The 14,391-nt window shown below is 63.9% G+C and carries 14 protein-coding genes; 11 read left to right on the forward strand and 3 right to left on the reverse strand.

Annotated features, from left to right (window positions below):
• Window positions 1-119: 119 nt before the first annotated feature.
• Together ACWF9G_RS02180 and ACWF9G_RS02185 are read left to right on the forward strand one after the other, a co-directional pair.
• A complete protein-coding gene (locus ACWF9G_RS02180; RefSeq protein ID WP_452513028.1) occupies window positions 120-854 on the forward strand; it encodes an LmeA family phospholipid-binding protein in 735 nt (244 codons plus the stop codon).
• Window positions 855-956: 102 nt separating this feature from the next.
• The gene (locus tag ACWF9G_RS02185; RefSeq protein WP_452513029.1) at window positions 957-1,520 is read left to right on the forward strand and encodes a YhgE/Pip domain-containing protein; all 564 of its coding nucleotides are present in this window, start codon (window positions 957-959) and stop codon (window positions 1,518-1,520) included.
• A gap of 103 nt (window positions 1,521-1,623) precedes the next feature.
• Here the strand turns inward: ACWF9G_RS02185 and ACWF9G_RS02190 are convergent, their stop codons facing one another.
• Together ACWF9G_RS02190 and ACWF9G_RS02195 are read right to left on the reverse strand one after the other, a co-directional pair.
• The gene (locus ACWF9G_RS02190; RefSeq protein WP_452513030.1) at window positions 1,624-3,453 is read right to left on the reverse strand and encodes an acyl-CoA dehydrogenase; all 1,830 of its coding nucleotides are present in this window, start codon (window positions 3,451-3,453) and stop codon (window positions 1,624-1,626) included.
• A gap of 221 nt (window positions 3,454-3,674) precedes the next feature.
• The gene (locus ACWF9G_RS02195; protein ID WP_452513031.1) at window positions 3,675-4,883 is read right to left on the reverse strand and encodes a TetR/AcrR family transcriptional regulator; all 1,209 of its coding nucleotides are present in this window, start codon (window positions 4,881-4,883) and stop codon (window positions 3,675-3,677) included.
• A gap of 251 nt (window positions 4,884-5,134) precedes the next feature.
• Here ACWF9G_RS02195 and ACWF9G_RS02200 point away from each other — a divergent pair, with 251 nt between their 5' ends.
• From ACWF9G_RS02200 to ACWF9G_RS02240, 9 genes are all read left to right on the forward strand, one after another.
• Window positions 5,135-5,308 (forward strand): hypothetical protein, encoded by a 174-nt coding sequence (locus ACWF9G_RS02200; protein ID WP_452513033.1) that lies wholly within the window; start codon window positions 5,135-5,137, stop codon window positions 5,306-5,308.
• 254 nt (window positions 5,309-5,562) lie between these two features.
• The gene (locus ACWF9G_RS02205) at window positions 5,563-6,309 is read left to right on the forward strand and encodes a lysophospholipid acyltransferase family protein (protein ID WP_452513035.1); all 747 of its coding nucleotides are present in this window, start codon (window positions 5,563-5,565) and stop codon (window positions 6,307-6,309) included.
• Window positions 6,310-6,409: 100 nt separating this feature from the next.
• Entirely contained in the window at window positions 6,410-7,270 is an 861-nt protein-coding gene (locus tag ACWF9G_RS02210) for an alpha/beta fold hydrolase (protein ID WP_452513360.1), read from the forward strand.
• Entirely contained in the window at window positions 7,267-8,292 is a 1,026-nt protein-coding gene (locus ACWF9G_RS02215; protein WP_452513037.1) for a VOC family protein, read from the forward strand. Before ACWF9G_RS02210 ends, ACWF9G_RS02215 begins: the two co-directional genes overlap by 4 nt.
• Complete coding sequence (mhpA, locus tag ACWF9G_RS02220; protein WP_452513361.1) at window positions 8,289-10,049, forward strand: bifunctional 3-(3-hydroxy-phenyl)propionate/3-hydroxycinnamic acid hydroxylase MhpA; 1,761 nt, start codon at window positions 8,289-8,291, stop codon at window positions 10,047-10,049. The genes ACWF9G_RS02215 and mhpA overlap by 4 nt, the downstream gene beginning before the upstream one ends.
• Window positions 10,046-10,861 (forward strand): 2-keto-4-pentenoate hydratase, encoded by an 816-nt coding sequence (locus ACWF9G_RS02225; RefSeq protein WP_452513039.1) that lies wholly within the window; start codon window positions 10,046-10,048, stop codon window positions 10,859-10,861. Before mhpA ends, ACWF9G_RS02225 begins: the two co-directional genes overlap by 4 nt.
• The gene (locus tag ACWF9G_RS02230; protein WP_452513041.1) at window positions 10,861-11,802 is read left to right on the forward strand and encodes an acetaldehyde dehydrogenase (acetylating); all 942 of its coding nucleotides are present in this window, start codon (window positions 10,861-10,863) and stop codon (window positions 11,800-11,802) included. The genes ACWF9G_RS02225 and ACWF9G_RS02230 overlap by 1 nt, the downstream gene beginning before the upstream one ends.
• Window positions 11,802-12,815 carry a 4-hydroxy-2-oxovalerate aldolase gene (gene dmpG / locus ACWF9G_RS02235; protein WP_452513042.1) on the forward strand — a complete coding sequence of 338 codons (1,014 nt, stop codon included), beginning with the start codon at window positions 11,802-11,804 and terminating at the stop codon, window positions 12,813-12,815. The genes ACWF9G_RS02230 and dmpG overlap by 1 nt, the downstream gene beginning before the upstream one ends.
• Window positions 12,816-12,914: 99 nt before the next feature.
• Window positions 12,915-13,568, forward strand: a complete 654-nt coding sequence (locus ACWF9G_RS02240) for a TetR/AcrR family transcriptional regulator (RefSeq protein WP_452513362.1) — start codon at window positions 12,915-12,917, stop codon at window positions 13,566-13,568.
• On the opposite strand, the gene ACWF9G_RS02245 is transcribed toward ACWF9G_RS02240, so the two are convergent.
• Window positions 13,525-14,172, reverse strand: coding sequence for a TetR/AcrR family transcriptional regulator (locus ACWF9G_RS02245; protein ID WP_452513044.1), 648 nt, complete (start codon window positions 14,170-14,172; stop codon window positions 13,525-13,527). The two genes, ACWF9G_RS02240 and ACWF9G_RS02245, sit on opposite strands and share 44 nt — an antisense overlap.
• Between the last annotated feature and the right edge of the window lie 219 nt (window positions 14,173-14,391).

The raw sequence follows: 14,391 nt of genomic DNA on the forward strand, positions 1-14,391 counted from the left end.
GGCGAAATCACCCAACTTGGCCGCTTCGGTCATATATGATGATTTCGTCACTATTGGTGCAGTGATGCAAATGGCACCCTGGATCATCCCTGGATCCGCAGGGGTCTGGAGGAGGATGCATGAAGCTTCAAGAGTTGGATGCCGTTGGTCATGACCACGTCCCTGCGCGGAGCGCACGGCGAAGAATCGCGCGCGGTGCCACGCTCGGACTCGTTGTCGCGCTCGTGCTGGCGACGATCGGGATAACGTCCGCTGAGCTCTACCTGAGGAACCGCCTCGAGCATTGTCTGGCTGCCGGTCTGCACGATGACCTCGGTTCTTCGGTGGACGTGAACCTCGGCACGCGTCCAGTCGTGCTCAGTCTGATCGACCGGCAGATCCCGGAGCTGACCGTAGACGGCGACAATGCCCAGTTCGGGCCGGCGGTGGGCATGGCAGTCCACACCACGCTGCACCGGGTCTCTCTGTCGAAGGACGGCGGTTCGGCCACCGTGGGCAGCTCCGAAGCGCGCGTCGACTGGGGTGCTGAAGACATCGAGCGGACGTTGCATGGCCTGGCCGGTGATGTCAGCACGTCAGCCGTCGACGGCACGGTTGATGTCACAGGGATCGTCGGAGTGGTCTCAGTACGTCTGCGCCCCTTCATCGAAGGCGGGGCGATCCGGGTCGAGACGGTATCCGCCCGCGGTGTCCCGACGCAGCTTGCGGACGAGATCGCAGACCTGCTGATGCAAGGTCTCCGCGACTATCCGCTGGGACTTCAGCCGGAATCGGTGATCGTGACCGATTCGGGAATCCGGGTCGAGCTCCGTGGTGGCAGTGCTGATCTCCCGATCACCGGCGACAGGTGCTGATAATTTCATCAATAGTTGCTTGACCTGCGAAGAGCTCGTGGTCGATGATCGAAATGGTCGGTAGTACGTAGTTGCCAGGCAGTCAGGAAAGGAGACGGTTCCATGGCGATCACCGTTAAGGACCTGATGAGGTGGCTCCGGCCCAGTGCTGTCGTCGCAGTGCTCGCGGCGCTGCTGGCCACGATGTATCTGGGATACATCGTCGACCCGGAGGGGAACTTGCACGACTTCCCGGTCGGACTGGTCAACCTCGACGTCGGAGACGTCGTCGGAGGTCAACAGGTCAACGTGGGTGATCAGATCGAGGCCGCGCTGGTTCAGCAGATTCCTGCCGACACAGTCGATCTGCGTGAAATGGGTCTGCCGGAGCTACACAGGGCAATGCTCAACGGCACGATCTACGGGGCGATCGTCATTCCGAGCGACTTCACCAAGCGTGTCTCCATCCTCGGCGCGGCCAGTGTTGTGCCCGGCGACGTAGAGCGGCCCGTCACGGTCCGGGCAATCCTCTACTACGACGCCCGAGCGAGCTCAGGCTTGGCTCACGGAGTGTGGATGGCACTCCTCGGTCTGGCGATCGGTCTGGTCATCGGCCTTGTCGCAACCAGCTTCTACGACAGAAAGGGGCTCGAACGCCGAGCCGGTTCGACGTCCGGAACGCGTTGAGCACTAACGATTTTCGCGCACCGCAGACGCTGCGTTCCCGTATTCCGTCGAAGAGCGGATGCCGACCGGCGCCGACCGCGGCAGGTCGGCGCCGGCCCGAAGGTCAGAAGGCGGCCTCGTCGAGCTCCATGATCGCGGTATCTATTTCCGATATCACCACACGGTCGGCGCTGAGCCGCGGCAGGACGGTTCTGGCGAAGTAGGACGCAACCGCGATCTTGCCTGCATAGAGGTCCTTGTCCCTGGTAGCGGAGGGAAGGGCGATCGAAGCGACTTCGGCGGCTACCAACAGTCGCCACCCGATCAGCAGATCGCCTACTGCGAGCAGGAAGCGGACCGACTCCAGCCCGATCTTGTAGAGCTCCCGACTGTCACCCGCTGCCGCGAGCAGGTGCTGTGTCAGGGTGGCGGTCATCGCCTGCACGTCGTCGAGTGCGGTCATCAGTAGCGCGCGTTCGGCTTTGAACTCAGGCGTGCCGGATTCGGGCTGGGCGGTTGCCCGGACATGATCGGCGATATGGGCGAAAGCGACGCCGCGGTCGCGGGCGATTTTGCGGAAGAAGAAGTCCTGCGCCTGGATGGCGGTGGTGCCCTCGTAGAGCGAGTCGATCTTGGCGTCGCGGATGTACTGCTCGATCGGGTAGTCCTGCAGGAAGCCGGAGCCACCGAAGGTCTGCAGCGAGTCGGTCAGGTACTGGTAGGCGCGCTCGGAGCCGACACCCTTGACGATCGGGAGCAGCAGGTCGTTCACGCGGGCGGCCAGCTCGGCGTCGGCGCCCGAAACCCGCAGCGCGGTGACCGGGTCCTGGTGTGCCGCGGTGTAGAGGTATATCGCGCGCAGGCCTTCTGCGTAGGCCTTCTGCATCATCAGCGACCGCCGGACATCCGGGTGGTGGCTGATGGTCACCTTCGGAGCGGTCTTGTCGGCGATCTGAGTCAGGTCGGCGCCCTGAACACGGGTCTTGGCGTATTCCAGCGCGTTGAGGTAACCGGTCGACAGGGTCGCAATGGCTTTGGTGCCGACCATCATGCGGGCTTCCTCGATGACCTGGAACATCTGTGCGATGCCGCTGTGCGCGTCACCGACGAGCCAGCCCTTGGCGGGCACGCCGTGTCCGCCGAAGGTGAGTTCACAGGTGGCCGAGGCTTTCAGGCCCATTTTGTGCTCGACGTTGGTGACGAACACCCCGTTGCGATCACCGAGTTCACCGGTCTCGTGGTCGAAGTGGAACTTCGGCACCAGAAACAGACTCAGGCCCTTGGTTCCCGGGCCGGCGCCCTCGGGGCGAGCCAGGACCTGGTGGATGATGTTTTCGTGCAGGTCGTCGGCATCGGCCGAGGTGATGAACCTCTTCACGCCCTCGATGTGCCAGGAGCCGTCCTCCTGTTCGATGGCCGTGGTACGACCGGCGCCGACGTCGGAGCCGGCGTCCGGCTCGGTCAGCACCATTGTGGCGCCCCAGTTCTTTTCGACCGCGATCCTGCCCCAGCGACGTTGGGCTTCGGTACCGATGCGGTCGACGATATCGGCCATGTTGGGCCCGGTCAGGTACATGTATGCCGCCGGTTGGGCGCCCAGGATGAGTTCGCTGACAGCCCATGCGAGCATGCGCGGTGCCGGGATGCCGCCGATGGCCTCGGACTTCGCGATACGCCACCATTCACCGGCCTGCCACGCTCGCACCGAACGCTTGAACGCCTCCGGTAGCCGCACGGTGTGGGTCTCGGGATCGAATTCCGGAGGGTTGCGGTCAGTTTCGGCGAACGATGCCGCGGCTGGTCCCTCGGCGATCCGTGCCGCTTCGACAAGCATCGTTCGCACGGTGTCGCCATCCAGGTCACCGAACGCGCCGGTGCCCAGTACGTCCTCCAGCCCGAAGACCTCCAGCAGATTGAACTCGAGGTCTCGGACGTTGCTCTTGTAGTGGCCCACTGGCCCAGTCCCTTCGACGGTCCGGTCGACGTGACCGGAACTGAGGTGGAGAGCGCGGATCCGGCACGCGCCGTGAGCAATTGTGGTTGCGTACCGAACCGCTACGCAACCGTAAGTTACTCACCGCTAAGTGAATATCTAGGCGCGGTCGCCTTCAGAATCTGGACATTCGGAGTTAAGTTGATGGCAGCTAAGTCGGTCGATTGGTGTGCGCCGCTGTGTCAGTCGTGCAGCACGATACGGTCGCCGATAGCGATCAGCGCACCTGCCAGATTCTGGCGGCTGAGGGCGCGCGGATTGCGTACGGCATCGATCACGACAGTGCTGATCGCCTGGATGAGGACCCGGGCCTCTGGCGGCGTCAATTCGGAATCGGCTGACTGCAGCAGTCGAGCCCAGCCCAGGATCCCGTCGCGATGGATCCGGCGGTAGTGCTCGGCTTGCGGCTCCGGCAGATGTCCAACCTCGCTGACGGTTGTTCCGAGCAAATCCGGTTGTTGAAGTGCGAATCCGACGAATGACTCCAGCAGTAGGTGCACTGCTTCCCGAGCGTCTCGGCCCTCGGCCAGCGCGCGGGCGGTGTAGAGGCCGATCCACTGCTCGTTGCGCACGATGATCTCGTTCAGCAAGTCGGCCTTGCTCGAAAAATGGTGATAGAGAGCGGGTCCTCTCACCCCGACAGCTGCCCCGATGTCCTCGATACCTACGGCGGCATAACCTCGGGAGTTGAACAGGCGTGCGGCTGCGCCGATGAGGCGCTCGGGTCGGATCGCTCGCTCGAAGTCCGCGGAGTGCGGCGGCGAAGTAGACGGCCGGGACGTTGGAGGCGTGGCGCCGCCTGGGGGCAATTCGGTGGTGAGAAGCCGCAGGATCGCGGCCTCGAGTATTGATGTGAACGCCGTTGTCGGCAGCTCCTGGCGGTGATATGACGGGCTGACCGCAACTGAGAGAACGCACCAGCTCAGCAGTTCTGCGTCCTTGTCGGGTAGTTCTGGGCGATGCGCGCGCACTGCCCGGCGCAGGTGCCTGGTCAATCGGACCGCCCGAATCAGTACCGAACGGCGGTGTACGGAGGCGAGGTTTCGGAACTCGAGCTGCCACAGCCTCGGCAGTCCGCGCAGTTCGAGGGCGATAGCAACAAGCTCTTCGAATACCCGATGACCGCTCACGTCATGGGCTGCGGCAGCGTCCAGCCGGGCCACCGTCGAATCCAAGCCTGACATCAAACAGTGACCGAGTAGCTCCTGCTTGTTGCGGAAATGGCGATACAGCGCGGTCGATGAAATCCCGACCGCAGTGGCGATGTCGGTCATGGATGTGCCGTGGTATCCCGCCTGTGAGAAGGCGTCGGCGGCCGCGGCCAGGATGGTTGCGCGGCGGTCGCGTGGCCGACGGCGAATCGGGCGGCTGGCCGGGATGCTGGTGCTCATTGCCTCCCAGTGTGGCGTACCCGGTCGTGGTCCGGTGTTCGGTCGTTGGCAGACCTACCGTCGAGATTCCTGCCTGTGCCGGGGTGGCGCCCCAGGCGGTTCAGTGGGTGAACTCACAACATCATGGGTTAGATCATCAAATATGATCACCTCATCAACTACGCGGGCGGTGATCGCTTCGCGTGTCAATCGGCACCGGATACGAGGTGGAAGTCATGAGTAGAACCTTGACGCGCCCGAATGCTCACTCCGTGACGATGTCCGGCCAGCACGCGCCTCTATGGATTGTCCGCGGGGTCGGAGCGGTTCAGATTCTCTTCGGAGTCACCGTCATCGCCTCCTGCGCGGCCGGGGTGGACATGGGAACCGGCACCGCTATGCCGGTGATGTTGCTGACCGGAACCGGGTTCGCGCTGCTGCGATGACACGCGTACACGACTGAATGGCATGGAGGGCAGGCCAGGTCGTCGCGAACAGATGCGTTCGCTGGTTGTGAGGTGTCCATTGGGTTCGGCCGTCGGGCCGGCCCGTGTTCTCGGAATCGTCAATATGTTTGCGCCACCGCGCAGCGAAAGTGCAATGGAAGCGAGAAGTAGTGCCTGACAGTGGTGTTCAGCCGCTCCATGATGGGCCGTTCGAAGACTTGCCACAGGGCGGGGGCCAGGTCGAATCAACGCCGATGCCGATTGTCGTCCGTATTCTGCTCTGGGCGTTCCGGTGGTACCACCGTCATGAGATCGGCGGGGTGCTCGAGCCGCCGACGGGACCGGCGCTGGCGGTCGCCAATCACGGCTTCGGTGGTGTTTTCGACCTCAATGTGTTGGCTGCTCGCGCGGCGTACACCCGAATCGGGGACCCGCGAAGGGTGGTCACCCTTACGCATCACATGGCGTGGGCGCTCGGGCTCGGTCCGATTCTGTCGAAGCTGGGCGCTGAGCCTGCGACCGGTGAGAATGCGCTTCGGGCGCTTGCGCACGGCGCGCACGTGCTCGTCTTTCCTGGCGGCGATGTGGATGCCTTCAAGCCGTGGAGCAGGCGCAACAGGATCATCTTCGATGGTCGGACGGGGTTCGCTCGGCTGGCAATCCAGGCGGGAGTTCCGATCCTGCCGATAGTCACCTCGGGGGCGGGGGAATCGCTGATCTGCCTGTCCGACGGCCGTGCGCTGGCTCGCTGGCTTCGACTGGACAAGCTGCTGAGGCTGAAGCGATTGCCGGTGACCCTTTCGCTGCCGTGGGGGCTTACCGCCGGGGTCGCGGGACTACTGCCTTACATCCCCCTGCCCACCAAGGTGCGCACCACGGTGCTTCCGGTGATGGCGCCTGTGGCGGGCGAGCAGCCGTCGGAGTTCGCGGAGCGGGTGCGCCATGCGATGCAGGCCGAGATGGATCGCCAGACCGCGAACCGCATCCCGATGATCGGCTGACAACAGTCCAGTTCTGATTCTTTCATCAAAACCACTTGACGAGGAATCAATCGGAGGTGATGATTATATCAACTTCATTGGGAGGTACATCGTGGCAAGCATCGACAAGGGTGTCGACACCGGACGAACGGTCCAGGTCGGCAACTGCGAGGTCTACTTCAACGAGTTCGGGACCGGGCCGGCGGTCGTGCTGTTGCACGGCGGTGGCCCCGGCGCGACCGGGCTGTCGAACTACTCGCGCAATATCGACGTCCTGGCGAAGAACTTCCGGGTGATCGTGCCGGACATGCCCGGCTACGGCCGGTCATCGAAATGGGTCGACCAGTCCGACCCGTTCGGCTACCTGGCTCGGGTGCTCGGAGAGTTCCTCGACGTCGTGGAAGTGGACTCGGCGGACCTGATCGGCAACTCCTACGGTGGGGCTGCTGCGCTGCGGCTTGCGATGGACCGACCGGAAAAGGTGGGGCGACTGATCCTGATGGGCCCTGGCGGCGTCGGTTCTTCTCGCGCCTTGCCGACCCAAGGTCTACAAGAACTACTCAACTACTACCCGGGAAGCGGTCCCAGTCGCGAGAAGATCATCCGCTTCATCCGCGAATGTCTGGTGTACGACGGTTCGACGGTCCCGAATGACCTGATCGAGGAACGCTACCGGGCAAGCATCGACCCCGAGGTGATCGCTCACCCGCCGTTGCGCCGTCCCTCCGGCTTGTTCGCACTGCGCACGCTCGTGCGGATGGACTTCACCCGTGATTCGCGCCTGAAGAAGGTCGAGCACCCGACACTGGTCGTGTGGGGCGCGGATGACAAGGTCAACCGGCCATCGGGCGGTAGGGCGCTCGCCGAGGCGATGCCGAATTGCGATCTGTACCTGATCGCGCGCACCGGCCACTGGGCGCAGTGGGAGCGGGCGGATCTGTTCAACGCCCTCGCGATCGAGTTCTTGAAGGCTGAGCGATGAACGGCGATGGGGTGTTCGACGACGGATCGGTCTTCGGTGCAGTCCACCTCGGCTATATCGTCGTGGAGTCCTCGCGGTTGACCGATTGGCATCGCTTCGGGACCGACGCGATCGGTATGCACGCCGATGAAGTGGATCGTTCTACGCTGCGTTTCCGTCTCGATGATCACGCATGCCGATTCCTCGTCCAGCACGGTGCACAGGAAGATGTGACAGCCATCGGCTGGCAGGTCGACGATCACCAGTCATTCGACCGCATCATCTCCCGGGTCTCGGATCGTGGCGTGCCCATCACCGAGGGCAGTGCCGAGGACGCCGCGCGCCGCGGCGTAGAGCGGCTGTGGCGGTTTCCCGGCCCCAAAGGGATCACGCAGGAGATCTTCACCGTCCCGGTGACCACACCCGACCCGCTGCGCATGCTCAGCTCCGGCTGGGTGACCGGCGAAGCCGGAATGGGCCACGTGGCGATCGTGTCGAAGGAACCGGAAACACTGCGGGGCTACTACGAGACGGTCTTCGACTCCCGCCTCAGTGACTACATCGACGAGAACGTGTCCGGTCTCAAGCTCAAGATCAGGTTTCTGCGGGTGAACGAGCGCCACCACTCGATCGCTATCGCGAACATCCGCGGCGTGAAGATCAATCCGATCAGGACTCGCGTGCAGCACATCAACATCCAGTCGGGTTCGCTCGACGACATGCTGGCGGCCTACGAGAGAGTCACTGATCTGGGCTTCCGGATGGCCTGGGCAGTCGGTCAACACACCAACGACCGAGAGCTGTCCTTCTACTGCGTGACCCCGTCCGGGTTCGAACTCGAGGTCGGCTGGAACCCGATCGTTGTCGGTCCGGAACGCGAGTCCACGTGGGAGCCGACCACCTACCAGGGCATCAGCATCTGGGGCCACACCCCGGTCGGCGAGACCGTACTGGACAAGTTCAACCAGTTCCGGCAAGTCGTCCGTACCTTGCGGACACCCGAGATCACAGTCCCCCAACTCACCGGAGGCATGGCGCGATGAAATCGTTCGACTACGACGTGGTAGTCGTCGGACTGGGGCCGACCGGTTTGACCCTGGCGAACCTGCTGGGCCGGCGCGACGTGCGCGTTCTGGTGCTCGAACGCGAGCCGGAGTTCTACGGTCTGGCTCGAGCTGTCTATACCGACGACGAAGGCATGCGGATCTTCCAGACCGCCGGAGTTGCCGACGAAGCCTCGGCCCAGATGAACCTGGACTGCACTGTGCAGTGGGTACGCAAAGACGGTTCGGTGCTCGCCCAGTTCAATCAGGCTTCGCGCCCGCTGGGATGGCCGGTGGCGAACTTCCTGTACCAGCCCTACCTGGAGAACACGCTCGAGCAGGCCCTCGACCGGTATCCCCATGTGACCGTGCGCCGGGGCCGAGAGGTGCTCAGCTTCGACCAAGACGCCAACGGCGTACTCGTACGACATGCCGAATGTCAGGGCACCGGATACGGCAAGCACGACGCCGACACCGACACGACCACCACCGAGGAAGTCCGGGCGAAATTCCTCGTCGGATGCGATGGCGGGCGCAGTGTGGTGCGCACGCAGTTGGGCATCGACATGACCGGCACGAGCTTCCCCGAACGCTGGCTCGTGGTCGATCTGATCGCCAACGACGGCATCGATGCCTTCCGTCACCTGCCGTATTTCGACTTCGTCTGCGACCCCGAAATGCCCACGGTGTCATGCCCGCAACCTGGCGGACATCACCGTTTCGAGTTCATGCTCCACGATGAGCAGAGCAAAGAAGAGATGGAGGATCCCGAAAAGGTCCGCCACCTCATCGGCGAATACGTCGACCCTGACGAAGTCCAGGTATTGCGCAAGCTGGTCTACACCTTCAACGCCGTGGTCGCAGACCAATGGAGACAAGGTCGCATCCTCCTCGCCGGCGACGCCGCGCATATGACCCCGCAGTTCATCGGTCAGGGCATGAACTCCGGCGTTCGCGACGCAGACAACCTGTCGTGGAAACTCAGCGCCATCGTCCACCACGGTGCCAGTCTCGACATTCTCGACACCTACGAATCCGAACGGCGGCCACACGCCAAGGCCATGATCGACCTGTCGGTGCTGAACAAGAGCCTTGTCTCGATCGACAACAAGCTCGCGGCGGGTGCTCGCGATGTCGCGTTGGCGACCGCACTGAAGGTTCCCGGACTCAACACGTGGATCCGGGAGGCGAAGATGAAGCCTTCCCCGCGGTTCCGTCGCGGCTCCTATCTGGGACTTCCTCGCAAGATGCTGCGCGGAGTGGAAGGCACCTTGGCGCCACAACCGGACGTCCGCACCTTCAATGGTCGGCATCAGCGATTCGATGATGCACTCGGCCTCGGTTTCGCCGTCATCGGCTACGGCAACGATCCGCGTGAGGGGCTGAGCCTCGCCCAGCGAAATGCCCTGCAGGTACTCGGTACACGATTCGTCACCGTGTATCCGACCGGAGGCCGCCCCCAGGGCGAGCCCGGGGATGCGCGCCTCGACGCCACCGACTACCTCGACGTCGAGGACCATACCGGCGAACTGGCGCATTGGTTCACCAAAGCCGGTGTTTCCCTGGGCGGCACGGTTCTCCTGAGGCCGGACAAGTACGTATTCGGCACCGCTGCGAAATCCGAGGGCTCCGAGCTGGTCACCGCCTTGCTCGTCCGCCTCGCACTCACTCCCGAAATCCTGTCAGCGAACCAGAGTCCGAGCCCGCTTCGCATCGTGCGGTCCGCATCGCCCGTCAAACTGGAGGAAGCACGATGACCACGGCCACCAAAGAGCTGCCAGCAGTGCGCGCGGCTGCCGAACGACTCGCGAACGCAGCAGATTTGGGCATGCCCGTCGCAGCGGTTCGCGACCTGATCGGCTCCGACGATGTCGAGCTGGCTTACGCGGTTCAGAGCTTGGGTACCCGTCGGCGGATCGAAGCCGGAGCGCGGGTGGTCGGACACAAAATCGGACTGACCTCGCCAGCAGTGCAGCGGCAGCTCGGTGTCGACCAGCCCGATTTCGGTGTGCTTTTCCACGACATGGACGCGGGCACAACACCGGCAAGGGAGCGGCCGAAACTGCTGCAGCCCAAGATCGAGGCCGAACTCGCCTTCGTCCTCGGCTCCGACCTGACCGGAGACGACCTCAACCCCATCACCGTCCGCGGCGCCGTCGACTACGCCGCTGCCGCGCTCGAGATCGTTGACAGCCGGATTGCCGGGTGGGACATCACTTTCGGCGACACGGTTGCCGACAACGCGTCGAGCGGCTGGTTCGTGCTCGGCGCGCAGCGGCTCTCGCTCGAAGACTTCGAGCCGAGGGATATCACGATGTCCATGACCATCGACGGCGACGTTGTCTCCCGCGGCAAGGGCGTGGACTGCCTCGGCGATCCCCTGGTAGCACTGGCCTGGCTCGCACGTACCGCCCAGGACCTGGGAGATCCACTACGGGCGGGCGAGGTCGTCCTGTCCGGTGCGTTGGGTCCGATGGCACCCCTACGGCCCGGCGTCCGTGTACACGCCGAACTGTCACAGCGTTCGGGGCCGCTCGGCACCGTCGACTTCACATTGGAGGAGGAGTAATGAGCCGCACCAAAGTCGCAGTCATCGGATCGGGCAATATCGGCACCGATCTGATGATCAAGGTGTTGCGCCTGTCCGACACACTCGAAATGGCCGCCATGGTCGGTATCGACCCCGACTCCGACGGTCTCGCCCGCGCGGCCCGGATGGGGGTGCAAACCACTGCTCGCGGTGTAGAGGGACTGATCTCCCTGCCCGATTTCGACGACATCGACATCGTCTTCGACGCCACCTCGGCCGGTGCGCACAAGGCCAACGCCGTAGCCCTCGAGCCTTTCGGTAAACGCCTGATCGACCTGACGCCGGCGGCAATCGGGCCCTTCGTCGTTCCAGCGGTGAATCTGGATCAGCACCTGGCGGCCAACAACGTCAACATGGTCACCTGCGGCGGGCAAGCGACCATCCCGGTGGTCGCGGCGATCGCTCGGGTCACCACAGTTCCCTACGCTGAAATCGTCGCCTCGATCGCGTCGAAGTCCGCAGGACCCGGTACCCGTGCCAACATCGATGAGTTCACCGAAACCACGTCCAACGCGATCGCCGCGGTGGGCGGGGCTCAGCGCGGACGAGCGATCATCGTGCTCAACCCAGCCGAGCCGCCGCTGATCATGCGCGACACCGTGCTCGCGCTCATCGACAACGCCGACCCCGAGGTCCACACGCGGATCAAGGAGTCCATCCTGGCGATGGTGGCTGATGTCGCCGCCTACGTGCCCGGCTATCGGCTGAAGCAGGACGTGCAGATCACCCCGGTCGAGGCCGAAGCTCCACTGCACACGCTCGCCGGAGACACCCCCGTCACTCACCAGGTCAGCGTTTACCTCGAGGTGGAGGGTGCCGCGCACTACCTGCCCGCCTACGCCGGCAACCTCGACATCATGACCTCGGCAGCGCTGCAGGTCGCCGAACGCATCGCCGCATCCACCCGGGAGAGTGTGTAATGACGACCACCGAGATCTTCCTGCAGGACGTCACCCTGCGCGATGGCATGCACGCCCTGCGGCACCGCGTCGATCCTGACACGGTCGCACGGATTGCTGCGGCACTCGATGCCGCCGGTGTGGACGCGATCGAGGTCGCCCACGGCGACGGTCTGCATGGCGGAAGCCTCAACTACGGCCCGGGTAGCCACACCGATTGGGAGTGGATCGAAGCTGCCGCGGGCGCCCTGCAATTCGCCCGGCTGACGACGTTGCTGCTGCCCGGCATCGGCACCATCGAAGACCTGCGTCGTGCGTTCGACCTCGGCGTGCGCTCGGTCCGGGTGGCTACACACTGCACCGAGGCCGACATCGCTGCCCAGCACATCTCCTCTGCGCGCGAACTCGGTATGGATGTGTCCGGGTTCTTGATGATGAGCCACATGAACAGCCCCGAAGGGCTGGCTGGCCAGGCAAAACTCATGGAATCCTATGGCGCGCACTGCGTCTACGTCACCGACTCCGGTGGGCGACTCACCATGGACGGTGTCCGTGAACGCGTCCGCGCCTATCGGGAAGTGCTCGAACCGGGCACCGAGATCGGTATCCACGCCCACCAGAACCTCTCTCTGGCCGTAGCGAACAGTGTCGTCGCGGTGGAGGAGGGGGTGACTCGCGTAGACGCGTCGCTGGCCGGACTCGGTGCCGGTGCCGGCAACACTCCGCTCGAAGCATTCGTGGCGGTAGCCGACCTGAGCGGCTGGGATCACGGTGCGAACCTCGATCAACTGACCGACGCGGCCGACGACTTGGTGCGTCCATTGATGGACCGGCCCGTCCAGGTAGACCGTGAGACGTTGACCCTCGGCTACGCAGGCGTCTACTCGAGCTTCCTGCGACACGCCGAGAACGCTTCAGCCACCTACGGCGTCGACGTGCGCACTCTGCTCACTGCCGCCGGCCGCCGTGGTCTGGTGGGTGGACAGGAAGACATGATCGCCGACATTGCACTCGACCTGGTCAGCGATCACTGAGGCTTCCGGCCTGCGCGGGCCGGAAGGTGACGCGGTCCCAGCTTTTGTCACAGGAGGCTGGGACCGCCGTCCCCACAATCCAGAGGTTGGTGGGCAGTGATGGCCGGGGCCAGGCGATACGCGGGCAGGACCGTCGCGGCGCGCAAAGCGGAAAGACGGCAGCAGTTTCTGGACGCGGCGGCCCGGATCTGTGCCGAGCGTGGCAACATGGCCTGCTCGCTGGCCGAGATCTGTACATCCGCCGGCTTGTCGAAGCGGCAGTTCTATGAGGAGTTCGAAACCCGCGACGACGTGCTCATCGCGACCTATGTCCAGGTCCAGCACGACGCTGCGGCCGCGGTCGCACTTGCGCTGGCAAGCATGGCGACTGTGCCGGCCGACCCCGCTGCAGTCATGCGTACTGGCCTGACCGCCTACCTTGTTTCGATCGACAGCGTGCCGAATCGGGCCAAGTTCGCCCTTGCCGAGGTAATCGGCGTCCATGAGCACACCGAAAAGCAGTGCAGGGAGCTCGGCGGAAACTGGGCAGCGCATATCCAGAGAAAGCTCGAGACGATCGGGATAGGGCTGGATGGCGACCGCGCCCTGCACACCGTCCCGCTGCTCGCCGCTACGGTCAACGCCATCGCACGCGAATCGATGTTGCGTGAGACCAAGCCACCGCTGTCGGATCTGATCGATCTGCTGACCGACGTGGTGATGCCGCTGGTTACGCGAAGGGTTTCGGCAGATTGCGAGGTAGGGGATTTGTAGCCAGCCGCTCCGCCGCTTCGCTCGACATGCCGAGCATGCGCAAGACCCGCCCGGTCACCTGGTCGGTCAGCGCGCCGGCATCAGCGTTGGGCGTACGGTCGAGTAGCTGCAGCAGGCCGAGTAGTGCGCCACCTGCTGTCATCATGGCCATTTCGACATCCATCAGATCGAACCTCCCAGCTTCCTGCGCGGCGGCGATGTCGCGGCGAGCTCGGGGAGCGAGGCCTTCGTCGCGGACGAGGATCGATGTTCCCGAATGCAGGATTACTCGTACACCTTCGGGGAAGTCGCGCTGCATCCGGCCGGTCATCCGGAAACTCACTGCGAACACCTCTGCGGGGTCGTCGTAATCTGCGACAACCATGTCACGAAGGCTGCCGTAGGTATTCAAGACGGCTCTGACGGCCTCCTCGAACAGCTCGTCCTTCGAGGAGAAGTGGTTGTAGAACGACCCGAATCCGACGTCGGCGGCATCGGTGATCTCCTGAATGCTCACCGCGGTTCTACCGTCGGCCAGGAACGCCGTCGCCGCGGACAGAAGTGCATTTCGCGTGCGTTCCCGGCGCCTGTCGACCCGATTCAGCGAAGCGGGTTCGGCTGTCATCGGCCCTCCCCTCCTTGCTGAAGCATGAATCGCTACTGACTAAACTATCAGAATTGGGTCGAAATAGTATCCCCTGCAGGTCAGAACAAGTTCGGGCGCCTCGTCGAGTCTCGTTCGCCGACCACGGTGGTGGTGGATGTAGATGTTCAACGGCTAGGTCCTCGACTGTCCTCGGCGCTGTGACAACAGCCCGACTCTAGGAGGGTCGGGCGACAGACC

The organism is Nocardia sp. NPDC055029 (assembly GCF_053608525.1).